26 protein-coding genes are annotated in these 24,392 nt (G+C 56.8%); 23 read left to right on the top strand and 3 right to left on the bottom strand.

The window, feature by feature from the left end; genetic code table 11:
* The 3 genes from trmH to JXO50_04145 are packed head-to-tail and all read right to left on the bottom strand — an operon-like array spanning position 1 to position 1,893.
* Positions 1–687 carry a tRNA (guanosine(18)-2'-O)-methyltransferase TrmH gene (gene trmH, locus JXO50_04155; protein ID MBN2332282.1) on the bottom strand — a complete coding sequence of 229 codons (687 nt, stop codon included), beginning with the start codon at positions 685–687 and terminating at the stop codon, positions 1–3.
* A complete protein-coding gene (locus tag JXO50_04150) occupies positions 684–1,058 on the bottom strand; it encodes a DUF2628 domain-containing protein (GenBank protein ID MBN2332281.1) in 375 nt (124 codons plus the stop codon). The genes trmH and JXO50_04150 overlap by 4 nt, the downstream gene beginning before the upstream one ends.
* Before the next feature lie 22 nt (positions 1,059–1,080).
* Positions 1,081–1,893, bottom strand: a complete 813-nt coding sequence (locus JXO50_04145) for a hypothetical protein (GenBank protein ID MBN2332280.1) — start codon at positions 1,891–1,893, stop codon at positions 1,081–1,083.
* Positions 1,894–2,137: 244 nt separating this feature from the next.
* Between JXO50_04145 and JXO50_04140 the strand changes: the two genes are divergently transcribed.
* The 23 genes from JXO50_04140 to JXO50_04030 all read left to right on the top strand — a co-directional run bounded on the left by JXO50_04140 (position 2,138) and on the right by JXO50_04030 (position 23,853).
* A complete protein-coding gene (locus tag JXO50_04140; protein MBN2332279.1) occupies positions 2,138–3,454 on the top strand; it encodes a TIGR04283 family arsenosugar biosynthesis glycosyltransferase in 1,317 nt (438 codons plus the stop codon).
* Positions 3,455–3,594: 140 nt separating this feature from the next.
* On the top strand, positions 3,595–4,107 hold the full coding sequence (locus JXO50_04135; GenBank protein MBN2332278.1) for a ferritin: 513 nt from the start codon (positions 3,595–3,597) through the stop codon (positions 4,105–4,107).
* Between the two features lie 27 nt (positions 4,108–4,134).
* Positions 4,135–5,838 carry a 2-oxoacid:acceptor oxidoreductase subunit alpha gene (locus JXO50_04130; protein MBN2332277.1) on the top strand — a complete coding sequence of 568 codons (1,704 nt, stop codon included), beginning with the start codon at positions 4,135–4,137 and terminating at the stop codon, positions 5,836–5,838.
* Positions 5,838–6,692 (top strand): 2-oxoacid:ferredoxin oxidoreductase subunit beta, encoded by an 855-nt coding sequence (locus tag JXO50_04125; GenBank protein MBN2332276.1) that lies wholly within the window; start codon positions 5,838–5,840, stop codon positions 6,690–6,692. The genes JXO50_04130 and JXO50_04125 overlap by 1 nt, the downstream gene beginning before the upstream one ends.
* Positions 6,693–6,714: 22 nt before the next feature.
* Positions 6,715–6,897, top strand: a complete 183-nt coding sequence (locus tag JXO50_04120) for a hypothetical protein (GenBank protein ID MBN2332275.1) — start codon at positions 6,715–6,717, stop codon at positions 6,895–6,897.
* A 112-nt stretch (positions 6,898–7,009) separates the two neighbouring features.
* Complete coding sequence (locus JXO50_04115) at positions 7,010–7,171, top strand: glutaredoxin family protein (GenBank protein ID MBN2332274.1); 162 nt, start codon at positions 7,010–7,012, stop codon at positions 7,169–7,171.
* 237 nt (positions 7,172–7,408) lie between these two features.
* Complete coding sequence (locus tag JXO50_04110) at positions 7,409–9,478, top strand: thioredoxin domain-containing protein (protein ID MBN2332273.1); 2,070 nt, start codon at positions 7,409–7,411, stop codon at positions 9,476–9,478.
* Positions 9,479–9,674: 196 nt separating this feature from the next.
* Positions 9,675–9,872, top strand: coding sequence for a heavy-metal-associated domain-containing protein (locus tag JXO50_04105; GenBank protein ID MBN2332272.1), 198 nt, complete (start codon positions 9,675–9,677; stop codon positions 9,870–9,872).
* A gap of 19 nt (positions 9,873–9,891) precedes the next feature.
* Positions 9,892–12,102 (top strand): copper-translocating P-type ATPase, encoded by a 2,211-nt coding sequence (locus tag JXO50_04100; protein ID MBN2332271.1) that lies wholly within the window; start codon positions 9,892–9,894, stop codon positions 12,100–12,102.
* Positions 12,103–12,114: 12 nt separating this feature from the next.
* Complete coding sequence (locus JXO50_04095) at positions 12,115–12,936, top strand: DUF3786 domain-containing protein (protein ID MBN2332270.1); 822 nt, start codon at positions 12,115–12,117, stop codon at positions 12,934–12,936.
* Between the two features lie 45 nt (positions 12,937–12,981).
* Positions 12,982–13,410, top strand: a complete 429-nt coding sequence (locus JXO50_04090) for a DUF4079 family protein (GenBank protein ID MBN2332269.1) — start codon at positions 12,982–12,984, stop codon at positions 13,408–13,410.
* Positions 13,411–13,414: 4 nt separating this feature from the next.
* A complete protein-coding gene (locus tag JXO50_04085) occupies positions 13,415–14,332 on the top strand; it encodes a hypothetical protein (protein MBN2332268.1) in 918 nt (305 codons plus the stop codon).
* An 18-nt stretch (positions 14,333–14,350) separates the two neighbouring features.
* Positions 14,351–15,829, top strand: coding sequence for a SagB/ThcOx family dehydrogenase (locus tag JXO50_04080; protein ID MBN2332267.1), 1,479 nt, complete (start codon positions 14,351–14,353; stop codon positions 15,827–15,829).
* 161 nt (positions 15,830–15,990) lie between these two features.
* Positions 15,991–17,061 carry an alanine--glyoxylate aminotransferase family protein gene (locus JXO50_04075; protein ID MBN2332266.1) on the top strand — a complete coding sequence of 357 codons (1,071 nt, stop codon included), beginning with the start codon at positions 15,991–15,993 and terminating at the stop codon, positions 17,059–17,061.
* A 56-nt stretch (positions 17,062–17,117) separates the two neighbouring features.
* Entirely contained in the window at positions 17,118–18,023 is a 906-nt protein-coding gene (locus JXO50_04070) for a dihydrodipicolinate synthase family protein (GenBank protein MBN2332265.1), read from the top strand.
* Between the two features lie 108 nt (positions 18,024–18,131).
* Positions 18,132–19,622, top strand: a complete 1,491-nt coding sequence (locus tag JXO50_04065; GenBank protein ID MBN2332264.1) for a cytochrome c3 family protein — start codon at positions 18,132–18,134, stop codon at positions 19,620–19,622.
* A 255-nt stretch (positions 19,623–19,877) separates the two neighbouring features.
* Positions 19,878–20,366 carry a ferritin family protein gene (locus JXO50_04060; protein MBN2332263.1) on the top strand — a complete coding sequence of 163 codons (489 nt, stop codon included), beginning with the start codon at positions 19,878–19,880 and terminating at the stop codon, positions 20,364–20,366.
* A gap of 38 nt (positions 20,367–20,404) precedes the next feature.
* Complete coding sequence (locus tag JXO50_04055) at positions 20,405–20,881, top strand: FprA family A-type flavoprotein (protein MBN2332262.1); 477 nt, start codon at positions 20,405–20,407, stop codon at positions 20,879–20,881.
* Between the two features lie 6 nt (positions 20,882–20,887).
* On the top strand, positions 20,888–21,163 hold the full coding sequence (locus JXO50_04050) for a hypothetical protein (GenBank protein MBN2332261.1): 276 nt from the start codon (positions 20,888–20,890) through the stop codon (positions 21,161–21,163).
* A 223-nt stretch (positions 21,164–21,386) separates the two neighbouring features.
* Positions 21,387–21,548: a rubredoxin gene (locus tag JXO50_04045; GenBank protein MBN2332260.1), complete on the top strand. Its 162-nt coding sequence runs from the start codon at positions 21,387–21,389 to the stop codon at positions 21,546–21,548.
* 28 nt (positions 21,549–21,576) lie between these two features.
* Positions 21,577–22,008, top strand: a complete 432-nt coding sequence (locus tag JXO50_04040) for an NAD(P)H-dependent oxidoreductase (protein ID MBN2332259.1) — start codon at positions 21,577–21,579, stop codon at positions 22,006–22,008.
* 135 nt (positions 22,009–22,143) lie between these two features.
* Positions 22,144–22,545, top strand: coding sequence for a YjbQ family protein (locus JXO50_04035; protein ID MBN2332258.1), 402 nt, complete (start codon positions 22,144–22,146; stop codon positions 22,543–22,545).
* 15 nt (positions 22,546–22,560) lie between these two features.
* Positions 22,561–23,853, top strand: coding sequence for an MFS transporter (locus tag JXO50_04030; GenBank protein MBN2332257.1), 1,293 nt, complete (start codon positions 22,561–22,563; stop codon positions 23,851–23,853).
* The last annotated feature ends 539 nt before the right edge of the window (positions 23,854–24,392 follow it).

Raw genomic sequence — 24,392 nt, 5'->3', positions numbered from 1 at the left:
TTATGATGCTCCTGTTGTGCTCAGGGGCCGGTCAGCCAGCGACTCCATGAGGTCGCCGTTTTCATTGATTGCTGGATAGGGAAGTCCCCGTCGCTGGCAGTAGGAGGCAATTTTGGGATGATACCATTCAAACAGCAACCTGTTGTAGGTGTTTTCTGGCAGGCGGGGGATATCGTAGAACCCGGCCGCCTGGCGCTGGCGCTGTGCTTCAAAAAGAATGAGCGCCGTGGCCACCGAAACGTTCAGCGACTGCACCAGCCCGGCCATCGGGATAATGATCGTGCGGTCGCTGTGGGCAACGGCTGCCGGCGAGATGCCGTCCAATTCGGCGCCGACCACGATGGCCGTAGGTCTGGTATAGTCAATGTCCCGGAAATCAACGGACCGCTCATCAAAATGGGTTGCCAGGATCTGGAAGTTCTGGCTGCGCAGGTGGTTATAGGCATCGATGATTGAATAATGGGCGTGGACGGCCACCCATTTGCTGCAGCCGCTGGCAGCTTTCTGCGTCAGTCGGATTGAGCTGTTTTTTGCGACGGCGTGGGCGGTGAGAATGCCCACCGCATCACAGGTGCGGGCGATGGCTGCCAGGTTGTGGGGTTTATGGACATTGTCCATGACCACGGTTAAGTCCGGTTGCCGCCGCTGCAGAACCGCGGCTAGTCGCTGAAAACGTCCGTTGTTCATGGCTGATTTTTTTCCCCAGCAACCCGGGCGATAGCTTCAGGAGGCGAGGTTGCCCGGATGGTGTCGATCAGGATATAGCCCCTGGTTTCCAGATTCTTGCTCCGCCATTCGTTGCCTTTAAGCGCGGCGGCCAGGCATAAGGCCAGATAGCAGCCGGCGGCTACCAGGCTCAGCAGCGTCGAGTGGATGGTGTCGGCAATGGAGTCAATGATGAGTATCACCGCAAAAGCCATAAACAAGCCGGCCGCGGTCCGCTGCAGTTTTTTTACCATGGCCCAGATAAAGCCGAAAAAAAAGCCCGGCCAGGAAACCCCCTGTTTAACCGCTTCATAGCCGTACCACTGATGGCTGTACACTTTGAACGTTTTCATCAGGGCAAGCATTGAGAAACCGTTAATATTTGAACAGCTTTTTTACTTTATCGGTGGTTTCGCCCAGCTGCTTGTCAATCTTTTCCTGAGCGTCCTTAACCGAGCTGTCTACCTCTTTCTGAATGAGGTCGACAGCCTCTTTCTTGATCTCATCGACGCTGCCCAGGAGTTGATCAAGGTTCAAGGTGCCCACTGCTGAACCGATGCCTTTGGTCAGGCTGGCCATAATCTGCTCGGCCACCTCGGCCGGTGAAGCGCCACCTTTGCTTTTGCCGATATCCCTCAGGTGGATGTCAGGCAGCTGAGCGCTCATTTTTTTGCCCTTGAGAGCTGCTGCACTGACATTGACTGCACCGTTGTTGATAATCAAGTTTTCGATGATCAGGCCGGGTCCCTTTTTCCCCCCGTCAGTTTGTTTGGCAGTTGTTTTCTGCGCTCCGGCATACGTCTGAACATTGCGTTTGATCGTGTCAATATTGCTGCCGCTGGCGGCCAGTTCATAGGTGACCTCCGGTTTATCGACGAGAATTTCCTTGATCACAATGGGATCCTTGGTGATGGTCCCCACATCCAGGTGAATTTTGATTTTGCCAAGCCGAAAGGCGGAATCGGTGGCAAACCCCCGAGGGTTGCCGATGTTGAGGGCCAGCAGGGCTCCCTGGCCGCTGGTGGGGCTGATTTCAACTCCGTCCAGGCTGACGGTTGTCTGGGTGATCTCCGAACCGTATTTTTCAATGGCTTTTTCAATAATAGTGTCAAGGGAGCGGTAGACAAAAAAGAGGGCGACGATAATGACGACTACGATGGCCCCTAATCCGATTGCTATCTTCTTCATGATAAGCTCTCCTTTTTTAGTGGATAATGTGAGAATGCTTTTATACTGACCCAGGCACAAAAACATTTGTTCAAAGCCCGGTGGACAACAGTGACTTTCGCCGGCAAATGCGCTATGGTTTACTATGCTAATTTAACAAACATTGTCCGGGAATGCAAAGCAGGAGTGAAAAAAAGGTTTTCTCCCTGTTTCCTGCTTGAAAAACAGGGGCTTACCGGCGGAGAGTAGCAAAGAGGAGCTGCCGATGTCCGATTGCCTGATTGTTTTCACCCGATTTCCGGAGCCGGGGAAAACCAAAACCCGGATGATTCCGGCTTTGGGGCCTGAAGGTGCTGCTGATCTGCAGCGACAGATGGCACGCCAGACGATCAACCGATGTCGCGATTTTTTGGCCCACCATCCATCAGCTTTGCAGATATTCCATGCCGGGGGCAGTCAGCAGCAGATGGCTTGCTGGCTGGGTGCTGACCTCCGGTTTTTTCTCCAGTCCGGCGGCTCCCTGGGGGAGCGGATGCACCAGTCGTTTGCAGCCGCTTTTGCTGCGGGGATGGACCGGGTGGTTGTTATCGGGACCGACTGTCCACATCTTGAAACCAGCCACCTGCAGGAGGCGTTCGCTCACTTGGCAACCCATGATCTTGTCCTTGGCCCGGCGGTTGACGGTGGCTATTATCTGATCGGTTTACGGCGCTTGCGGGCTGAACTTTTTGCCGATATTCCCTGGGGAACTGCCGATGTTCTGACACGGACACTACAGATTGCCGGACAACAGCAGCTGACCGTCCATCTGCTGCCTGAATTGGCCGATATTGATCGACCGGAAGATTTGCCCCTGTGGGAACCGGCAGCCGTTCTGGCTGATGAGCCCGGTCATGTGGTTCCTCTGTCGATCATTATTCCCACGTTGAACGAAGAAGGAACCATTGCTTCTGTGCTGGCAGCCCTCCAGGATATTCCCGGCCAGGAAGTTATTGTGGTTGACGGTGGCAGCAGTGATCGGACGGTGGAACTGGTTCGGGCCCGGGGGGGCAGGGTTTTGCCGTGTTCCAAAGGTCGGGCCCGGCAGCTGAATGCCGGTGCGGCGGCCGCCCGGGGAGAGATTTTACTGTTTCTCCATGCTGATACCCGGCTGCCGCAGAGTTACTGGGGCAAAATCAAAGAGACCCTGGCTCAGCCGCAGGTGGCAGCCGGTTGTTTTTCTTTGCATATTGATGCCCCCGGCATTGGCATGCGCTTTATCGAAACATTGGTCAACCTGCGGACCAGATGGTTGCAGCTGCCCTACGGTGATCAGGCGTTTTTCATTGCGGCCGACACGTTTGCCATGGTGGGCGGTTTTCCCCAAACGCCAATCATGGAGGATGTGGAGCTTATTCGCCGCCTGCGCCGTTATGGCAGCATTATTCAGCTTCCGGCTGCCGTCGTCACCTCGGGACGCCGCTGGCAGCGGCTGGGCATTATCAGGACAACCCTGATCAACCAGCTGGTTTTTGCCGGCTATTACCTCGGCATCGATCCACACCGGCTGGCAAGGTGGTACCGCCAGGAAGAAAAAAAGTAAAACAATACTTATTTTGTATTTTATCTTGACAAAACTAATATAGTCTATATGTTTTATCTCAGAGGGGTGCTATGCGGCATGCTTCATCTGCCCTATGGCCCATTAAACAACAAAAAAAGTGTTCACAAGGAGGATGTGTCATGTTGAGCCAAAAAATGGAAAAAGCCCTGAATGACCAGATCAATGCTGAAATGTACTCTGCCTATCTCTATCTGTCCATGTCTGCCCGTTTTTCGGAGTTGAACTTTGCCGGATTTGCCCAGTGGATGAAGGTGCAGGCCGCCGAGGAGATGACGCATGCCATGAAGCTGTATGATTTTGTCATTGAGCGGGGCGGCCGGGTGATCCTGACCAAGATTGACGGTCCGGAAACTAGCTGGGAAAGTCCGCTGGCAGCCTTTGAAGCGGTCTACAAACATGAACAGTATGTTACCGGGCGGATCCATGATCTGGTTGATATTGCCATCGAAGAAAAAGATCATGCCAGCAATATCTTCCTTCAGTGGTTTGTCACCGAGCAGGTGGAAGAAGAGGCGTCAGCCGATGAAATCGTCCAGCAGCTGAAGCTGGTCGGCGACAAGGGGAATGGCCTTTTCATGCTTAACCGTGAGCTGGGTGCCCGAACGTTTGTCATGCCCGTTGCAGGGAAATAATGGACAGGTCAGGGAGGTTGCGGTGACATGATCACTATTACGATTGGCGGCGAAGCAGGTCAGGGGCTGGTAACGGTGGGGCAGCTGCTAGCCAAAAGTCTGGTGCGCAGCGGTTATTACATCGTCGTTACCCAGAGTTATATGTCCCGTGTCCGTGGCGGCCATAACACCTATAGTATCAGGATCAGCGATCGGCCCATTGAAGCCCCCCGGGAAACCATCAACCTGCTGGTGGCCCTAACTGAGGAGACCATCGCCGTGCATCGTCATGAGGTTGCCGCTGCCGGTGTGATGGTTGCCGATCAGCAGTTTGTTGCTGCTGCCGATGATTCCCGGCTGATCGGCGTGCCTTTTGCTGAATTGGCAGCCAGCAAATATGAAAATATCGCCGCCTTGGGGGTTGTAGCGTCGCTGCTCGGCCTTGATGAACAACGGGTAGGCACGGCGTTGGAAAGTTTTTTCGGCAAGCAGAAAGCTGCCGTTACAACGGCCAATCGCGAAGTGTTGGCAAAGGCATGGCGATGGGCCGGACGGCATCGGGCCCCGGATTGCCGACTGCCGCCGGTTCAGTCGCCTGCCGGCCGACTGATGATCAACGGCAATGAAGCCATTGCTTTGGGGGCATTGTCGGCCGGTCTGAAGTTCTGTGCCTATTATCCCATGACGCCGGCCACCTCCATCTGTATCAACCTCATTGCCCGGGCGGATGCCATGGGGGTGTTGGTGGAGCAGGCGGAAGATGAAATTGCTGCGGTGAATATGGCGGTTGGGGCTTCTTTTGCTGGCGCACCCGCCATGGTTGCCACTTCCGGCGGCGGTTTTGCCCTGATGGAAGAGGGCGTCAGCCTGGCGGCGATGACCGAAACGCCGTTGGTCATCGCTGTTGCCATGCGTCCCGGGCCGGCCACCGGCTTGCCCACCAGAACGGCCCAGGAGGATCTCAACCTGGTGCTCTACGCCGGCCACGGCGAATTTCCCCGGGCCGTTTTTGCCCCCGGCTCGGTGGAGGAGTGTTTTTTCCTGACCCGGCAGGCTTATGCCATGGCTGAACAATCCCAGGGGCCGATTTTTCTGCTGACTGACCAGTTTTTGGCCGATTCCTATCGGTCGGTGACTCCTTTTCCGGTTGCCGAGCTGGAATCGGTAGCACCATTGCTGGAGAGGCCGCCGGCGGGAAAAGACTATAAGCGTTATCAGTTGATGGTTTCCGGAGTGTCTCCCCGGCTGGCTCCCGGGATGACTGACTGCCTGGTGGTGGCTGACAGTGATGCCCATACGGAAGATGGCCACTTGACCGAAGATTTGACCGCCGCCCGGGAACAGGCCGATAAACGGGCGCGAAAGATGAGTGTTTTGCGGGAACAGGTGGTTGCCCCCGAGTATGCCGGCCCGTCGCAGCCGAAGGTGCTGCTGGTGTGCTGGGGGTCCAGTAAGGCGGCGGTTTTTGAAGTGGTGGAGATGATGAATCATGCCGGGGAAACATGGGCGGCGCTGGCCTTCTCCCAGGTCTGGCCATTGGTGCCGGAACAGTTTTGCCACTGGCTTCAGGAGGCCGGGGAAGTGATCAGTGTTGAAGGCAATGCCGAGGGCCAGTTTGGCCGCCTGATTCAGCAGGAAGCCGGCCTGACCATTGACCGTCACCTGGGACGCTACGATGGTTTACCCATAACTCCGGATTTTATCATTCGCCAGTTTGACAAGCTGCAGGAAGCGGCAGGAAGGGGGAGATGATGGTTGCGATCAGCGATTATGGAAACCATCTGGAGCCGGCCTGGTGCCCTGGATGCGGGAACTTTGCCATTCTGGAAGCCGTGAAACAGGCTTTGGTGGCCGGGGGCCTGAAGCTGGCCGACGTGCTTTTTGTTGCCGGGATCGGCCAAGCGGCGAAAGCCCCCCATTATCTCGGGGCCAACCTTTTCAATGGCCTGCACGGCCGGGCGCTGCCGGCGGCCACCGGCGCGAAGCTGGCCAATCCTGCTCTGAAAGTGGTTGTGGAAAGTGGTGACGGCTGTTGCTACGGTGAGGGCGGCAATCATTTCCTGGCGGCGGTTCGGCGCAATATTGATCTTACGCTGGTGGTGCACAACAACCAGATCTATGGTCTGACCAAGGGCCAGGCCAGCCCCACAACAGCGACCGGGATGGTTACCAAGGCCCAGCCGCACGGAGTCTTTGCCGAAGCCTTTAATCCGCTGCTGGTGGCTATTGCCATGCGGGCCGGCATGGTGGCCCGGGGCTTCTCCGGCCGGCTTGAACAGCTGGCCGGCCTTATCCAGCAGGGCATGGCCCACCGTGGGCTGGCGCTCATCGATGTGCTGCAGCCTTGTGTTTCTTTCAACAAGGTCAACACCTTTGCCTGGTACCAGCAGCGCTGCTATGATATTCCCCCCGAGCATGATCCCACCGACTGGCAGCTGGCCATGGCATTGGCTGATGAAGGGGGTGATAAAATTCCGCTGGGAGTATTGTATCGCAATGACCGCCTCCCCTATGAGGATCATTTCCCTGTCATCGCCAAACAACCGTTGATGGCACAGCCTGTTGACCGGCAGCAGCTTGCCGATATGGTAAATAATTTTTTCTGAACCACCTATTGAGGAGGAGCCCATGTCTGAAAAACAGTCGGAAATGTCGAAAAACTACTGGAAGTGCCAGGCCTGTGGCTATGTTCTCCAGGAGCTTGAACCGCCGGAGGAATGTCCTTCGTGCCACAAAAAATGTGAGTTTACCAATGTGACCTGCTATGCGCCGGAATGCAACTTTACCGGTGTTGACCCTCGGCTGGGGTGATGAATAACCGTGATGAAAGGATATTTTAGCTATGGCTAAGGACGTGAAGATATTTTCATTGGCAACCTGACCCCACTGTAAGACAGCGAAAGAGTTTCTTTCGCAACAGGGGGTGGCTTTTATGGAATTCGACGTTGGCAAAGATAAGGAGGCACTGGAGGAGATGGTTGCCATTTCCGGCAAACGGATGGTGCCGGTCATCGTCGTGGGCAGTGAACATCGGGTTGGCTTCGATCCCCGGGAGATCAGCGCCTTACTGTCGGCGCAAGACTGATGGTTTCATAGCAGCTCCATCTTCCTTGTTGCGCTGTATCCTGCGCCACTGGGTTGTCCTTTTATGGCCGTCGGATTCTTCAGGCTTTGCGCGCCTTGAATGTGGAGCTGTTACGGTGCCATCCGCTTTTCGAGGCGTTTGCGGTTGTTGCGAATGCACCAAGAGTGATTGCTTCCCGTAACGTTCCAGGCCTTCTCTTTTTTCATCACCTGAGAATATTTGTAAAGCGAGGGTTGTATGCCCAATCATCTGATCAATGAGAAAAGTCCCTATCTGCTGCAGCATGCCGATAATCCGGTTCACTGGTATCCGTGGGGTGATGAGGCCCTGGAGAAGGCCAGAAAGGCGGAAAAGCCGATTTTCCTTTCGGTTGGCTATTCCACCTGCCACTGGTGCCATGTCATGGCCCACGAATCATTTGTGGACCAGGAAGTTGCCGAGCTGCTAAACCGCTGGTTTATAGCCATCAAGGTTGATCGGGAGGAGCGGCCGGATATTGACCAGATCTACATGATCGCCTGCCAGGCGCTTACCGGCCGGGGCGGCTGGCCCCTGTCGGTCTTCATGACCCCGGAAGGCAGACCGTTTTTTGCCGGCACCTACTTTCCCAAACGCAACCGGACGGGGATGCCGGGATTTGTCGAACTGCTCCATTATCTTGCCCGGCTCTGGCAGGAGGAGCGGGAAAAAGTAGTGCAGACCGGTGATGAACTGACGCGCCTGCTGCAGGACCCGGTGCGTCGGGTGGGGCGGGAGGTGGCGAATGACCGTCGGCTCATGGCAAAGGCCTACGCCAATCTGCGGGAAACCTATGACCAGCGGCATGGGGGATTCGGTTTTGCGCCTAAATTCCCTACCCCCCATAATCTGACCTTTCTGCTCCGCTGGTTCCACCGCAGCGGCGACCGGCAGGCATTGAAAATGGTCGAAAAATCCCTCGAAGGAATGCGTTTCGGCGGTCTGTTTGATCAGTTCGGTTTTGGTTTTCATCGCTATTCAGTGGATGAAAAATGGTTGGTGCCCCACTTTGAAAAGATGCTCTATGACCAGGCAATGCTGGTTGCCGCCTATACGGAGACCTACCAGGTAACCGGCAATGAGCTTTATGCCCGGGTTGTGGATGAGATCGCTGCCTATCTGGAGAGGATGATGACCGCTCCAGATGGGGGTTTTTATGCGGCTGAAGACGCTGACAGCGAAGGGGAAGAGGGGCTTTTTTATGTCTGGAAACCCCGGGAGATCAAGGAAATCCTGGGGGAGAAAACGGGTGATCTGGTCTGCCGATACTTTAATATCACCGAGGAGGGCACCTTTGAGGGGGAGACCAGCATCCCCCATCTGAGGGTATCTCTGGGTGCTTTTGCCGCGGCCGAAAAGCTGCCGGCAGGTGAGGTCAAGGCCAGCCTGGAGGCTGCCCGGGCAACATTGTACCAGGCGCGTGACCAGCGGGTTCATCCTTTTAAAGATGATAAAATCATCACCTCCTGGAACGGCCTGATGATTGCGGCGCTGGCCAAATCCGCCCGCGTCTTCGACCGGCCGGATTTCATCCATTTGGCCCGCCGGGCTGCCGATTTTGTCCTGACCTCCCTGAAACGGCCGGATGGCGGTTTATGGCGCCGCTTCCGCCAGGGTGAGGCGGAATATCCCGCTTATCTGGATGATTATGCGTTCCTGATCTGGGGATTTATTGAGTTGTTCACTACCACGTTCGAGACTTCCTGGCTTGAGGAGGCTCTGAAGCTGACCGGGAAAATGAATGATCTTTTCTGGGATGATGATGCCGAGCAGTTTTTCTTTACCGGCACAGACGGAGAGCAGCTGATTGTCCGGCCAACGGAACAGGTGGATGGTGCCATTCCGGCCGGCAATTCGGTGGCCGCGTTCATCCTGCTCTACCTGGGCCGCCTGACCGGTAATCCGGAGCTGGAAGCCCAGGGGGAAAAGGCGGTGAAAACCAGTTTGACGGTGGCCGGTGCGCAGCCGGAGGTTTTTACCCATCTCCTTGGCGCCCTGGACTTCCTCCTCGGACCCACCCGCGAGCTGGTGATTGCCGGGGCGGAAGATGATCCCGCTACCCAGAAACTGCTGGCGGTCGCCCGGCGGCTGTTTCTGCCCGATACGGTTGTCCTGTTTGCTCCGACGGGGGCAAAGCGGGAGGCGCTGGCGACCTTGATTCCCTTTGTGGCCTCCCTGGAGGATGGTGGTGGGCAGGCAAAAGCCTACGTGTGTGAACAGTTTGCCTGCCGGGCGGCGATCACTGATGCCGAGGAGTTGCGGCAGATGCTCGAAAAGAGTGATCTGTAGTTTCCCGATGACAAGTATCATCCTTCTGTAATTACAGGATTTTTTTTGTGTTGAGCAGCATGATTTCCGACTCATGGCATCCGGGTATTGGTTCCCGCCCAAAACCGCTAAGAACCAACATCCGGATGCCAGGCCACATAATGGCCATGTGAGTTAATAAGTCCATCGTGTTTCAACTGGTGTGGGAGGAGCGAAAATGACAACCATTAATGTCAACGGGATGTCCTGTCAGCACTGTGTTCGGGCGGTGGGTGAAATTCTGAGCGGTTTCCCTGGGGTCAGCGAGATTACGGTTGACCTTGAGACCGGGGACGTCAGTTTTATGGAGACCGAACCGGTGGACCGCCAGCTTCTGGCTGAAAAACTGGCCGCGGCAGGGTATTCCCTTGGCTGAAATTATTGCTGTCGGCGGGATGACCTGTGCCGCCTGCGTCAGGCGGGTGGAGCTGGCATTGCAGAAAGTTCCAGGAGTGGCCGAAGCCCGGGTGAATCTTGCAACCGGTCATGCGTCACTGGTTGCCCGACCGGGTGCGGCCATTGATTTGCGGGTGGTAGGTGAGACAGTCACCAATGCCGGTTATGACTACCTGGGAGAAGTGGATGCCGAGGCCGGCTCCAATGATCCTTTGGCAGTCGCCCGGCAGGAGGACCTGCGTGATCTGCAGCGCAAGGTGGTGGCCGGTGCCGGCCTGACGCTGGTCATCTTTGCCGGTTCCATGCAGTCCTGGTTTCCCTGGCTGCGGGACCTTCCCCGCCGGCTGGTGCTGCTGGTCCTCGGCGGGCTGACCTTTGTGGTTGTTTTCTGGGTTGGCAGCCGTTTCCTGGCGGGGGCCTGGAAAGCCCTCCAGCAGAAAACCGCCGACATGAACACCCTGGTGGCCATCGGTGCGCTGGCCGCCTATGGCTATTCCCTGCTGGCGACATTTTTCCCGGTGATGTTTGCCGGTGCCGGCCTTCGGGTTCAGGTTTATTTTGACGGCGCGGCGATGATCGTTACCCTGGTTCTCCTGGGCCGCCTGCTGGAAGCCCGGGCCCGTGGTAAAACGTCCCAGGCGGTTAAAAAGCTTTTGGACCTGAGACCTCTGACCGCCCGGGTTGTCCGGGATGGCGAGCCGCTGGTGCTGCCGGTTGACCAGCTGGAGGCGGGGGATGTGGTCCAGGTGCGTCCCGGGGAGAAGGTTCCTGTGGATGGTGAGGTGGTTTCCGGCGCCTCGGCGGTGGATGAATCCCTGCTTACCGGTGAAAGCCTGCCGGTGAGCAAAACCGTCGGCAGCCAGGTGTTCGCCGGCACCATGAACCAGCTGGGCAGCTTCACCTTTTTGGTGACCTCCCTTGGTCGGGAGACGATGCTGGCCCAGATTATCCGGCTGGTGGAGGAGGCCCAGGGATCGAAGGCGCCCATCCAGCGTTTTGCCGACCGGGTGGCGGCGGTCTTTGTTCCGGTGGTGCTGGTGATTGCCCTGCTGACCTTTGCGGTCTGGAACTTTCTGGTTCCCGAGCCGCTGTTTGGCCGTGCCCTGCTCAATGCCGTTTCGGTGCTGATCATTGCCTGTCCCTGTGCCATGGGCCTGGCGACCCCGACGGCAGTCATGGTGGGGACCGGACTTGGTGCCGAGCAAGGCATTTTGTTGAAAGGCGGCGAAGTTCTGGAAAAGGTCCACCGGCTGACAGTGGTAGTCTTTGATAAGACCGGTACCTTGACCGCCGGCAAGCTGCGGGTGGCGGGGATCTATCCTGCGGCGGGCAGCAGTGCCGATGACCTTCTCACCCAGGCGGCGGCCCTGGAGCACGCCTCAGAACATCCCCTGGCTGCAGCGATTATCGCCGAAGGCAAGAAAAAACAGCTGGAGCTGCCAGAGGTTGATGGTTTTATGGCGATCCCGGGGCTGGGAGTTAAAGGCAAACTGGCCGGGCACGAGGTCTTGCTGGGCAATGAACGGTTTTTGTCCGGAGAAAACATTACCATCCCTGATGAGCTGATCCAGCGGGCGGATTTCCTGGCTACAGAGGGTCACAGCTGTGTATTCGTTGCCCGTCAGGGTCGGCTTTCAGGTTTTCTTGCCTTGGCTGATCTGCCCCGGGATGCAGCCCTGCCGGCCATCGCAGAACTCAAAACCATGGGCCTTCGGGTACTCATGCTTACCGGCGACCAGCAGCAGACGGCCGAGGCGGTGGGCAAGGCGCTGGGTATTGACGACATTCTGGCCCAGGTCCTGCCTGGTGACAAATCAGGGGCAATCAAAAGACTCCAGGATTCAGGACAGGTGGTTGCCATGGTGGGCGACGGGATTAATGACGCTCCGGCCCTGGCGGCAGCCGATATCGGTATTGCCATCGGTGCCGGCAGTGATGTGGCAGTGGAGGCCAGCGATATTACCCTGGTGGGCGATAATCTCCAGAGTGTCGTCCGGGCCATCCGTTTGTCCAAGGCGACCATGAAGGTTATCCGCCAGAATCTCTTCTGGGCTTTTTTTTACAACAGTGTCGGCATTCCCCTGGCAGCCGGCGTTCTCTATCCTCTGTTTGGCATTCTGTTGAACCCCATGTTCGCGGCGGCGGCCATGGCCCTGAGTTCAGTGTCGGTGGTCAGCAACTCCCTGCGCCTGCGGCACCAGCATTTTTGAGAGGCAACCAACATGGCTTTACAGATTCTTGAATTATTGAAAATGCTGCCGCGGACCAATTGCGGCGCCTGCGGCTACTCCACCTGCATGGCGTTTGCCACCCATGTCTTGCGTGAAGGGGAAAAACCCTCCAAATGCTGCCACTTTGAAGCGGAAAAACTGGCCCGGGTGGAGGCAATTCTCAAAGCCCAGGAGGAAGGCGGGATAACCGCTTTCCCGGGACATTTTGTCAGTGCCAGAAAACATGTGATCAGTAAAATTCAGGACTATGACCTTGAGGAGTTGGCCCCGTTTCTGGGGGCTGAGTATGGAGAACGCGACGGCCGGCCGGGCCTGGTCATCAACCTGCTGCAGCGCCGCTATGAAGTCACCCTGGACGAAGTTGTCCCCGTGGACGGTCCGCAGGAGGATGTCTGGGAGCATGTGTTGCTGTATAATTACATTGCCGGGGCATGTCGGGAGCCGCTCAAGGGAAACTGGGTGGCCATGGGGGAACTGCCGGGAGCCTTGGCGAAGCAGAAAGGTTTTGGCGAGGGTTGTGAAGAAAAAATTGCCGCCGGCTTTGGCGGCCGCCTGCCGGCGTTGAAACAAGCCCTGGGCCACCTGGGCGCCGTATCGCCGCCCATGGATACCAATGCCGAGTTTCATGCCGTGTTCTACCCCCTGCCCAGGGTACCTTTTCTGCTCTATTTCTGGGATGAAGACCGGGATGATGGCTTTCCGGCCAAGGTGAAGATTCTTTTTGATGCTACGGTCCTGTGCTACCTGGATATTGAATCGCTGGTTTTTCTCGGCGAAAAAACCGCCCAGCGGCTGCTGGCAATCAAGGCGTAACCTCTACGGCAGGCTGGTCCGCATCTCATAGGAGGAAATCCCAACATGCTCTGGTTTCATCCGGCAATGCAGGTGCCGACTATTTTCTTGTCCTTGTACGTGCTCTATCTTGGATTTCAACGCTTTCAGGCCCAGCATCTGAAGCGCCGCCGGCCGTTTGCCTGGCAGCGGCATGTCCTCCTGGGGAAGGTGGTGATCTGTCTCTGGCTGTTGGGGATGATCGGTGGTTTTCTCATGGTCCACTACACCTGGCATGCTTTTTTTATTACCGGCGATCATGCCCGCAATGCCGTGCTGATGCTTCCTTTGATGCTTATCGGTTATGCCACCGGCTGGTATATGGACAGGCACAAAAAACGGCATCCCCGACTGGCTCTGGTTCACGGGATCAACAACCTGCTCCTGGTTATGCTGGCCTGCAGCCAGATTTTTGAGGGTGGGATCGTCTGCATGCGCTATATTTTAGGGAGATGATCCCGTGCGCCGGTTTGTAACCCTCCTGCACAACCAGAATTTTATTCTCCTTTTTGCTCTGGTTGCCGGTCTGCTGGCCGGCCGTGGGGCGGAGTATACCAAGACCCTGGTGCTACCTGTCCTGGGGGTGGTCATGACCCTTTCCAGCCTGGGGGTTTCCAGTGAGGTTTTTCGCTCTCCCCGGCAGATGCTGCAGCCCATGGTTGTCGGCGTCCTGATGAATTATCTGGTGCTCGGCGGCGGTATCCTGCTGTTGAACCATCTGCTGATCAGTGATCGGGAGATATGGGCCGGCTTTGTCCTGCTGGCGGCTGTACCGCCGGCGGTGGCGGTCATTCCTTTTACCGTCATGCTTGGCGGCAATCTCACGTTCACCATGCTGGCAACGATCGGTGGATACCTGAGCGGCCTGCTGCTCACCCCGGCCATCGCGGTTGCCTTTCTCGGAACCAGTTTTATCCATCCGGGAAGATTGCTGCTGGTCATGGTTGAACTCATCCTGCTGCCCCTGGTGGGTTCCCGGCTGCTTTTGCGCACCAGGATGGCCGTCGCTCTGCAGCGCTACCGCGGCGACCTGATCAACTGGTGCTTCTTCCTGGTGGTCTATACCATCGTGGGTCTCAACCGGTCGATATTTTTCCAGCAGCCGTTCACTCTGCTGCCCATTGCCTCCATCGCCCTGCTGACCACCTTCGGCTTCGGTTGGGTCATTGAACGGGGCGCCCGGATGGCCCGGCTGCCGGAAACGACAACCGTCAGTGTTGTTCTGCTGGGAACCCTGAAAAATTATGGCACGGCTGCCGGCCTGGGGCTCATCCTCTACGGCAAGCAGGCCGCTTTGCCGGCGACCGTGGCCACCATTGCCATGATTTTGTATGCCATCCGCCTGGGGATGCGGAAAAAGCCCATGAACCATGATTGATGGATCCGAGGAGATGCCATGCCTGATCCCGTTGCTGCCTATCACCAGCTGTCCAGTTATGATCGAATGCGGATGGAGCCCCATATCATGGACTGGGATAACGAACCATCTGTCTATAAACACTATTCCGGCAGGCACGTAGTGCCCCTTCCCCCGGAAGTGGATATTGGTCCTGTTTCCCTGACCGACCTGCTTCAACGGCAGCATGCCGACCAGGAGGCAGTGCTTTCAAGGTCCTCCCTGAGCAACATCCTGCTGCTGTCGGAGATGCTTACTGCCCGGGCCAGGCATGCCCAAGGTGAAATCTGGTTTCGCAGTGTGGCATCAGCCGGCGCCCTCTATCCCAACGAATTGTACGTTGCCTGCCCCGGCATTGCCGGATTGGCGGCCGGGCTTTATCATTATGATATCAGAAAACCCGCGTTGGCCCTGATCAGATCCGGTAATCCGCTGCCGGCGTTGGCCGGGGATGAGCGGGACGGTCGGCCGGCGTTGGTATTTCTGGTCAGCGCTATCTTTTTTCGCAGCTCCTGGAAATATCGCGACCGGGCTTACCGCTATCATTTGCTTGACAGCGGCCATCTGCTGGAAAATCTGTCTTTGGCGCTGAAAGCTTTTTCCTTGTCGTATGAGGTGATGACGGACTTCAATGATGACCGGGTGAATGGGGTGCTGGGGGTTGATCCCCGGCGGGAAGTGTGCCTGGTGATGGTGCGGGTTCCCCTTGCGGTGTCATCGGAATGCGCTGCTGATGCTGAAACATTGGAATCGGCCGGATCGCTGCCCCGGTACAGCCAGGTTGCCGGTAGGGAAAAGGCATGTCAGGCAGTCCTCGACATCCATCAGGCCTCGGCAGCAGGTCCTGCCAGGCCGGCATGTCGGCCTGGAAACCGTTCGGCTTTTGGCGGGCTGGCAAAAGATTTGTGGCAATCGTTGCCCTCCCCATCTCAGCCTGCAGCCTGTCCATATCCCGATGTGCTCCTCCACCGGCGTTCGAAACGGAACTTTGTTGTCCGGGAGCCTTTGCCGCCGGAGCACCTTTCAGCCCTGCTCGGCATGCTGGCCGCTGATGATGGCGAACAAAAAGGGCCTTCGCTGATTTCCACCGCCGTGGTCTTGGGGAACGTAGCCGGTTTTGAGCCGGGGTTATATGGTGTTGCTCCTGGTGCCGGTGCGGTGGTCCCGGTGGCGGCCGGCAACTTTTCCCGCCATCTGGCTCACGCCTGTCTCGATCAGCAATGGATGGCTGCCGCCGATCTTCATCTGCTCTTTTTTGCTGATCTGGATGAGATTGTTAGTGCTGCGGGCTTCCGGGGATACCGGCAAGCCCTGGTGGCGGCCGGGCGCATGGGTCAGCGCCTCTACCTGGGGGCCTCGTCCATGGGACTTGGCTGCTGTGCGGTGGGCGCCTTCTATGACCGTGAAGCGATTGAGCTGCTTGGTTTTGACGACCGGCTCAAGCTGCTCTATGTGGTGGCGGTCGGCCGGACCAAATAATGACCGCCCCTGCCGGCTGGGAAAAAGATCCGCCAATCGCATTTGACATTCTTTCAACTTGGGATTAAAAAAGAACACAGCGTTGAATTATCTGAAATGGCGATTGCCGGAGGAGTTTTGTGATGGTGAATCTGTTGGCTGGGATTGAAGAAGTGCTGCTTATGGGACCGGGGCCTTCCTGTGTCAGCGAGGAGGTCTACGAGGCGCTTGGCAGAAAAACCCTGGGCCATCTCGACCCATATTTTATCAAAATTATGGATGCGATCAAGACGCAGCTGCAAATCCTGCTGGAGACCGAAAACCCCCTTACTATTCCTCTTTCCGGTACCGGGTCGGCAGGAATGGAATGTGTTTTCGTCAATCTGGCGGAACCGGGTGATCCGGTACTGGTCCTGAAAAACGGCGTTTTTGGTGTACGGATGGAGGAAGTGGCAACCCGCCTGGGGGCTGCCGTTGACGTGCTTGAATTCGACTGGGGAACGCCGGTTGTGCCGGCGGCGGTAGAACAAAAGCTCAAAGCCAAAGACTATAAGCTGGTGGCCGTGGTTCATGCCGAGACCTCCACCGGGGTGGCCAACCCGGTGCGGGATATCGGTGCACTGCTGGCTGGCAGTGACACCCTTTTCCTGGTCGACGCGGTCACCAGCCTGGGTGGTATGGAGGTGCCCATGGATGCCTGGGGCATCGACGCCCTCTACAGCGGCAGCCAGAAGTGTCTCTCCTGCCCGCCGGGGCTGGCGCCCATCTCCTTTTCTCCGCGTGCGGTTGACGTCCTGATGAACCGCAAAAGCAAGGTTCCCAACTGGTATCTCGACCTCAGCCTGATTGTCAATTACTGGCAGGGAAGCAGCCGTGCATACCATCATACGGCACCGATCAATATGCTCTACGGCCTCTACCAGGCCCTCTATCTGATTCTCCAGGAAGGTCCTGAAGCCGTTTACCGTCGTCACCTGGACAATCATCACCGGCTGGTGGCCGGTCTGCAGTCACTGGGCCTGGAGATGCTGGTGGCCGAATCCTGTCGGCTGCCGATGCTCAATGCGGTGAAAGTTCCCGCCGGGGTTGATGAAGCTGCTGTTCGCCGTCGGCTGCTTACTGATTATAAGATTGAGATCGGTGCCGGCTTGGGACCGCTGGCCGGCCAGATCTGGCGCATCGGTCTGATGGGGCATACTGCCAGGCCCGGGAATGTTGACCGCCTGCTCCAGGCTTTGCGGGAAATCCTCTAGCCTGATAATTCTGGGCTTTTCGCCTGTAACCCCGTTCAACCTGGCAAGGTACAGCTATGACGGTTCTTAATTTCGACGGTATTATTCCCCCCATCCCCACCCCCTTCAAGGATGGTCGGTTGGCCTGTGATCACCTGGCGGCCAATGTGGAGCGCTGGTGCCAATCGGAGATTGTCGGCCTGTTGGCTCTGGGTTCCAATGGTGAGTATGTCTACCTTTCGCCGGAGGAAAAGTTGAAGCTGGTGGCAACGGTGGCCTCTGCAGCCCCTGGAGATCGAACCATTCTTGCCGGCACCGGCTGCGAATCCACCGGCGAAACAATCCGCCTCACCAGGGCCTGCGCCGACCGGGGCGCCCATGTAGCCTTGGTGGTAACCCCCTGCTATTATGGCGGCCAGATGGTTCCGGATGTCCTGATCCGACACTACGAAACATTGGCTGACCAGTCGCCCATCCCTATTCTTTTGTACAACGTTGAAAAATTTACCCATGTCAATCTGGACCCGCCCATTGTTGCCCGCCTTTCCCGGCATCAAAATATTATCGGCATCAAGGACAGCTCCGGTAATGTTGCCCAGTTGGGTGCCTATCTGAACCAGGTGGAGGCCGGTTTCAAGGTGCTGGTGGGGACCGCCTCGGCCCTCTACCCGGCGCTTGCCCTGGGGTGTGACGGCGGGATCCTGGCCCTGGCCAATGTGGCCCCCCATGCCTGTGTTGCTATCCACCGCCTGGTCCGCCGGGGGGATCATGAAGCCGCCCGCCAACTGCAGCTCACCTTTCTGGCGCTCAACCAGGCGGTGACCGCCAGATACGGGGTTCCCGGCTTGAAAGCCGCACTGGAGATGGTCGGTTACTATGGCGGCGAGCCGCGGCCGCCGCTCCTGCCGCTGGCGGCTGCCGATTGCCGGATTCTTTACCGGATCATGGCTGATGCGGGCCTGGAGCTTGAAGTTCCCGCATAAGCTGTTGGTAGCGGACCGTGCAGAAAAGGCCTTGCATAAGAACAGTAAATGGATTATGTTTGTAATTTCAAGGAATGGCTTACACGTGTTAGAAAAGAGGAGGAGGTCATGGATCGTAGGTTAAAGTCATTTTTTCTGGTTCTGGTTCTGGTATGCATGGTTCCCGGGGTTGGCAGGTCGGCGGCAATCGTCAGTGATGCGACTCAGGAATGCCTGGAATGCCATGTAACGGCCACCCCGGGGATTGTGGCTGACTGGCAACGCAGCCGAATGGCAAAAGTAAGCCCTGCGGAAGGCCTGCAGCGGGAAAAGCTGGCCCGCCGGATTTCGGTGGACAGGGTGCCGGAAGGCCTGGCCGGGACAGTCGTCGGCTGCTACGAATGCCATTCACTGAACGGAAAAGAGCACAAGGATACCTTTGAGCATAACGGTTTTACCATCCATACGGTGGTCAGCCCCAATGACTGTGCCGTTTGTCACACCGTTGAAGTAGAACAGTACGGCAAGAACGTTATGGCCGAGGCCTATGCCAACCTGATGCACAACCCGGTCCATAAGATGCTGGTTGATGATATCAACAACCTGCAGGATTTCGACGGCACCAGAACGATCCAAAGTCCCCATGACCCCGATCTGGACGCGGAGTCATGCCTCTACTGTCACGGCACTATTGTTGAGGTTAAGGGGATGGAGGTGAGGGAAACCGATCTTGGGGAGATGGAGTTTCCCATCCTCCACGGTTGGCCGAACCAGGGGGTGGGACGCATCAACCCCGACGGCAGCAAGGGATCCTGCACCTCCTGCCATGCCCGTCACCAGTTTTCCCTGGCCGTGGCCCGCAAACCCTATACCTGTTCCGAATGCCACAAGGGGCCCGACGTGCCGGCATCCAAAGTCTATTCGGTCAGCAAGCACGGCAACCTCTTTTCATCCCTGCATGCCAAATGGGATTTTGATGCGGTTCCCTGGACGGTGGGCAAGGATTTTACCGCCCCCACCTGCGCCACCTGTCACGCCAGCCTGCTCGTTGGAGCTGAAGGGGAGGTGGTTGCCGAACGTACTCACCAGATGAATGACCGCAGCCGCTGGCGTCTATTCGGCATCTACGCGACGGCCCATCCCAAGGCCGCGGATACCTCGATCATCAAAAACAAAGCCGGCCTGCCCCTGCCGGCCGAACTGACCGGCGAGCCGGCGGCGGAGTTCCTTATTGACAGCGAAGAGCAGCAGGTGCGGGAGCTGCGGATGAAAAAAATCTGCCTCAGCTGCCATAGCACCACCTGGGTCAACAACCAGTTTGAAAGGCACGAAAAAACCGTTGCCTATACCAATGCCATGACCCTGGCCGCCACCAAGATTCTGGTTACCGCCTGGGAGAAGGGTGCCGCCAGGGGGTTGGCCGCCAACGACAGCATTTTTAATGAAGCGATTGAAAAGAAATGGGTTGAACAGTGGCTTTTTTATGCCAACTCCACCCGTTTTGCTTCGGCGATGGCCGGGGCCGACTACGGGGTTTTTGCCGACGGCCGCTGGTATCTGACAAAAAATATCCAGGAGATGGCCGATTGGCTCGACTTTAAACTGAAGCTGGTGAAATGAAACCAGGGCACAAGTCGTGCCGGATGAGGTCAGCCTGGAAGATAACGTTTGATGGAGGAGAGTATGGCAGTATGGCAGTGTGGTACATGCGGGTATGAGAAAGAAGGTCGGTGCAAACCAAAGAAATGTCCTGGATGTGGTGAGTCGGGCAGCTTTGCCAAAAAGGAAGGTGAGCCTGCCGGCGGCTGCGGCTGCGCCAGCAAGTAAAGAATATACAGAACCTAGTTCGATCTGTGGTTGAAGGGAGAATATCTCATGGTGCAATGCAGTAAAACAGTCATGGAAGCGATTGATCTGGCAATGGCCGCCGAACAGAAAGCCAGTGACTTTTATACCACCGCGGCAGCCAGGGTAAGCAGCGCCAGGGGCCGTCAGCTTTTTTTGCAGCTGAGTGAATTTGAGCAGGGGCATTTTCATTCCCTGGCGAAGCTGAAAGATTCTCTGGCCGGTAAAGGGTGCTTCATCTCCTATGGGGGAACATCGTTTACCCCCATTTCGGTGGAGGGTGATGCCCTGGAAATCAGCGGCGAGGAAAAGAAAGATATCGCCGATATCCTGACGATGGCGATCAAAAATGAAAAAAGTGCCGGGGCGGCCTATACTAAACTTGCAGCTGAAGTTGACGATCCAGCCGGGGTTGAGATGTTCAAACGACTGGCGGAAGAGGAAGCCCAGCATGCCAGAATCCTTGAAGACCAGTTTTATGATATCAGTAATAAGGGGATGTGGACCTGGGATGCCTAGCGGCCGGTATCCGCACAGCGGCAGCCGGGAGGCAGGGTATGCCTGTGGTTGAAAAGGAAAAAATTCTTTTGGTTTATGGGTCCCGCAGCGGCCATACTCAAGAATTGGCGGCAGCGGTTGCCGATGGGGTCCGAGCTGTTGTCCCTGCCGGCCTGGAAGTGCGGCGGGTGGGTGAGACGACGGTGGCGGAGCTGTCATCCTGCGGCGCGTTGCTGCTTGGTTCGCCCACCTATTTCAGGGATATGATGGCGTCCATGAAGCAGTTTTTCTTCATGGCTGAACAGGCCAAGCTGGCCGGCAAGCCGGCAGCCGCCTTTGCCACCTATGGCTGGAGCGGCGAGTGCCTGCCGATGATGGTTGCAACCATGGAGCACATCCTGGGGTTGAGGATGTTTGGCGGGACGCTGGCGGTCAAGGGAAAGCCTTCGGTCAATGATCTTGAACGGGGCCGGGCATTCGGCCGGGCATTTGCCGAGTTTGTTTTGTCTTGCCAAAACAGTGGGAAGGATGTCTAGGTTTTTATGAAAATGATCGTAAAAATTGTCATGGCAGCAGTGGTGTTTTTCGGCTTTGCCGGTGCCGGCGTTCCCGGCTCGCTATCCTGGGCTCAGGAGACGGTGCTGGAACAGAAATGCACCTCCTGCCACGCGACGGATATTATTATGCAGCAGCCCCGTTCGGCAGCCGAGTGGCAGGTGGTGGTGGCCAGGATGGCCGGTCATGCCAACGGTGAACTGACCAGGGTTGATCAGCTCATGGTACTCAAGTACCTCAACGAACATTTGCTGAAACAATAATGGTGGTTGCATAACAACTCCATTGTTTCCATTGACCTGCAACTTTGGTCGCTGCAGCGTAGTGGTCTGTACGCCGCATTCCTCAGGTTGTGCTGACCTTGAACCTGGTGCTGCTGTGGTGTAAGCTGGTTTTTGCAAGGGGTTGCCGGTTGTTGCGAGTCCATTACCTAGTGGCTGTGAAGTGTCAAGTACCTAACCCGAACAATGAGAAGGAGAATTCAACATGGAAAAATATGCTTGTGAAGTATGCGGCTACATTTACGATCCGGAAGTTGGCGACCCCGACAACGGGATTGCTCCGGGCACTGCCTTTGCCGATCTGCCCGATGACTGGGCCTGCCCCCTGTGCGGTGCCGATAAGGACAGTTTCAGCCCGGCGGACTAATTGAACTCTCTTTAAGGAGTGCTATGCTATGGCTAATGTCCTGATTGTTTACGATTCCCTTCGCGGCGGTACCAAGCGGATCGCTGATCTTATCGCCGAGATGCTGGCGGCCAGCGGCCACCAGGTTACGGCGGTCAAGTCCGCCAAGGCGTCGGTGGCCGATCTTGAGGCGGCCGATGCGGTGCTGCTTGGCGGTCCCACCTACCACAAGGATTTGATCGGGCCGATGAAAACCTTCCTCTTCAAAATTGCCGAAGCCAAACTGGCCGGCAAGCCCGGGGCCGCCTTTGCGTCCTATGGCTGGAGCGGGGAGTCCCTGGGGATTTTGGAAGATACCATGAAGAACCTGCTGCAGATGAACCTCCTGGCCCCCGGGCTGGCGGTCAAACAGACCCCGGCGGTGGCCAAGGTGAAAGCCTCGGTGGAACCGTTTGTCAAGCAGCTCGACGCGGGACTGTAACGCATGTAAAGCATTGCCGAGCAATGATTGGGCCATTGATGGCCTTTTTTTGTCTGGCTGCTTGACATTTTGCCGGGAACCGCTTATGGCTTCATGGAAGATTGACCGTCCGGCAAGGTGCTGGGGGAGGGGAGTATGCCCTTATACAGGCACACGATCAAAAGCAGCAGTCGCTGCGAACTTCTTGACATTGCCGCCGTCATTGCCGGCGACCTGAAAAAGGCCGGGGTGCAGGACGGTACCTGCATTGTTTTTGTTCCCCATACGACCGCTGCGGTGACCATCAATGAGAATGCCGACCCCAGTGTCAAGCGTGATATCCTGACCAAACTTGCCGATCTGATTCCGCGCCGCGATGATTATCACCACCTGGAGGGTAATTCCGATGCCCATCTGAAAGCCGGCCTGTTGGGATTTTCCCAAACCCTGCTGGTTGCCGATGGCCGCCTGCTGCTGGGCACCTGGCAGGATGTCTATTTCGCCGAGTTTGACGGGCCGCGAACCAGAACGTATTACGTCAAGATAATTGCAGAATGAATGTGAGGTGAAAGAGTGACGACATCCCCGGCTGCCAAGGTGCTCCGTTTCCGCTGGTTTATCTTCCTGGTTCTGGCCCTGGCCTATTTCTTCGTCTACTTTCACCGCCTCTCCCTGTCGGTGGTTGCCAATGATCTGGTGCGGGATTTCCATGCCTCGGCCAGCGTCATGGGCCTCATGGGTTCGATCTATTTTTACTGCTATGCGGTGATGCAGTTTCCCGCCGGCCTGCTGTCGGATTCCCTTGGCCCCCGGAAGACGGTGACCTTCTTCCTGCTCATTGCCGCCGCCGGCAGCCTCCTGTTCGGTCTGGCGCCAACCATCAAGGTTGCCTTTGTCGGCCGGGTGCTGGTGGGTTTCGGGGTGTCGATGGTGTTTATCCCGACGATGAAAATCCTCTCCCAGTGGTTTCGGGTGCGCGAGTTCGCCCCGATGGCCGGGATTCTCAACGCGGTGGGCGGCATCGGCGTCATGGCCGCCACCTGGCTGCTGGCCCTGATGACGGCAAAGTTCGGCTGGCGGTTTTCCTTTGAAGCCATCGGCGTGCTGACCTTCTTTCTGGTTGTCCTGGTCTGGCTGCTGGTCCGTGACCGGCCTGAGGACCGCGGCTGGCCATCCCTGGCTGAGATTGACCACCAGGGGGAGGGCAATGCACCACCACCGGCCCGGATAGGGCTGCTGGAGGGCGCCCGCCGGGTGGTCAGCGATCGCTATTTCTGGCCGGTAGCCATCTGGTTTTTCTTTGACTGCGGCATCTTTTTCGGCTTCGGAGCCCTGTGGGGCGGTCCATACCTGATCCATGTCTACGGCATGACCCGGAGTGAAGCGGGAGCCATCCTCAGCATGATTGCCTGGGGGATGATCGTCGGCAGCCCGCTGCTTGGCTATCTGTCGGAACGAGTGCTGCACAGCCGCAAGAAAGTGCTCACCGGCTGCATGGTGGTCCTCAGTGCGGTGATGATCTTTCTTTACCTGAATCCCGCCAACCTCTCACGGCCGTATCTTTACGGGGTCTTTTTTCTCTTCTCTCTCTGTTCATCGGCCATTGTGGTCATCGGCTTTACCACCACCAAAGAGCTCTTTCCGGTGGAAATCGCCGGTACCTCGGTGGGCACCGTCAATCTGTTTCCCTTCCTTGGCGGCGCGGTGTTCATGCCGGTCCTGGGGAGGGTGCTGGACGCCTATCAAAAAACAGCCGCCGGCGGCTATGCCCTGGAAGCCTATACCAAACTGCTGCTCGTCCTTTGCTGCGCTTCCCTGATTGCGCTGTTCTGTACCTTCCTGATGAAGGAAACCTGCCGTCGCTAACCGGCTCACATACGAGGGGCTCTGCCTCCCCCCGCAGCAGGCCACCATTTACGGGTGTTTTTCCCGTCTGTTGTGCCGGCCATCCTGTCACCGGCAGGCTGACGGTTCTGCTGTGTGAAAAAAAATCCCCACCCTGTGGAAAAATATTCCATTCTTATCTCTTCTCAGCAGTAAACGGTGTGTTAAGGATTGTCAATCTGAACCCATCTTGCTGTTTTCATGAGCCTTTTTTCTGCTTCCGTTGCTTTTATCGCTGTGGAACGCTATTTGCTAGTAATTAAGGGTTTTTGCCTGAATAGTGGAAAAAAATGACATAGATTTATTCGGGTGCGGCAAATTTTTCGGTCGCAGTGGCGATCGCAAACGGCAAGATAAAACAGTGTTTTCTGCTTATACCCAAGAGAGAAGGTGCCACTATGCAGGACTTGAAGGCCTGTGCTGTTCGGGAGATTTCTTCTGGTGGATGAGAAGAGGAGGTGAAAAAAACTAAAAAAAAGCACATGTTGGACGTTAAAAGTGAAGATTGTGGCAAAATAATT

This window comes from Candidatus Anaeroferrophillus wilburensis, assembly GCA_016934315.1.
In the GTDB taxonomy this organism is placed as follows: domain Bacteria; phylum Desulfobacterota; class Anaeroferrophillalia; order Anaeroferrophillales; family Anaeroferrophillaceae; genus Anaeroferrophillus; species Anaeroferrophillus wilburensis.
This window is presented reverse-complemented; position numbering and strand designations above follow the sequence as displayed.

Coding starts and splice junctions, on each gene's coding strand:
- trmH (MBN2332282.1), bottom strand. CDS start 687: ATGAACAACGGACGTTTTCAGCGACTAGCCGCGGTTCTGCAGCGGCGG.
- JXO50_04150 (MBN2332281.1), bottom strand. CDS start 1,058: ATGAAAACGTTCAAAGTGTACAGCCATCAGTGGTACGGCTATGAAGCG.
- JXO50_04145 (MBN2332280.1), bottom strand. CDS start 1,893: ATGAAGAAGATAGCAATCGGATTAGGGGCCATCGTAGTCGTCATTATC.
- JXO50_04140 (MBN2332279.1), top strand. CDS start 2,138: ATGTCCGATTGCCTGATTGTTTTCACCCGATTTCCGGAGCCGGGGAAA.
- JXO50_04135 (MBN2332278.1), top strand. CDS start 3,595: ATGTTGAGCCAAAAAATGGAAAAAGCCCTGAATGACCAGATCAATGCT.
- JXO50_04130 (MBN2332277.1), top strand. CDS start 4,135: ATGATCACTATTACGATTGGCGGCGAAGCAGGTCAGGGGCTGGTAACG.
- JXO50_04125 (MBN2332276.1), top strand. CDS start 5,838: ATGGTTGCGATCAGCGATTATGGAAACCATCTGGAGCCGGCCTGGTGC.
- JXO50_04120 (MBN2332275.1), top strand. CDS start 6,715: ATGTCTGAAAAACAGTCGGAAATGTCGAAAAACTACTGGAAGTGCCAG.
- JXO50_04110 (MBN2332273.1), top strand. CDS start 7,409: ATGCCCAATCATCTGATCAATGAGAAAAGTCCCTATCTGCTGCAGCAT.
- JXO50_04105 (MBN2332272.1), top strand. CDS start 9,675: ATGACAACCATTAATGTCAACGGGATGTCCTGTCAGCACTGTGTTCGG.
- JXO50_04100 (MBN2332271.1), top strand. CDS start 9,892: ATGACCTGTGCCGCCTGCGTCAGGCGGGTGGAGCTGGCATTGCAGAAA.
- JXO50_04095 (MBN2332270.1), top strand. CDS start 12,115: ATGGCTTTACAGATTCTTGAATTATTGAAAATGCTGCCGCGGACCAAT.
- JXO50_04090 (MBN2332269.1), top strand. CDS start 12,982: ATGCTCTGGTTTCATCCGGCAATGCAGGTGCCGACTATTTTCTTGTCC.
- JXO50_04080 (MBN2332267.1), top strand. CDS start 14,351: ATGCCTGATCCCGTTGCTGCCTATCACCAGCTGTCCAGTTATGATCGA.
- JXO50_04075 (MBN2332266.1), top strand. CDS start 15,991: ATGGGACCGGGGCCTTCCTGTGTCAGCGAGGAGGTCTACGAGGCGCTT.
- JXO50_04070 (MBN2332265.1), top strand. CDS start 17,118: ATGACGGTTCTTAATTTCGACGGTATTATTCCCCCCATCCCCACCCCC.
- JXO50_04065 (MBN2332264.1), top strand. CDS start 18,132: ATGGATCGTAGGTTAAAGTCATTTTTTCTGGTTCTGGTTCTGGTATGC.
- JXO50_04060 (MBN2332263.1), top strand. CDS start 19,878: ATGGTGCAATGCAGTAAAACAGTCATGGAAGCGATTGATCTGGCAATG.
- JXO50_04055 (MBN2332262.1), top strand. CDS start 20,405: ATGCCTGTGGTTGAAAAGGAAAAAATTCTTTTGGTTTATGGGTCCCGC.
- JXO50_04050 (MBN2332261.1), top strand. CDS start 20,888: ATGAAAATGATCGTAAAAATTGTCATGGCAGCAGTGGTGTTTTTCGGC.
- JXO50_04045 (MBN2332260.1), top strand. CDS start 21,387: ATGGAAAAATATGCTTGTGAAGTATGCGGCTACATTTACGATCCGGAA.
- JXO50_04040 (MBN2332259.1), top strand. CDS start 21,577: ATGGCTAATGTCCTGATTGTTTACGATTCCCTTCGCGGCGGTACCAAG.
- JXO50_04035 (MBN2332258.1), top strand. CDS start 22,144: ATGCCCTTATACAGGCACACGATCAAAAGCAGCAGTCGCTGCGAACTT.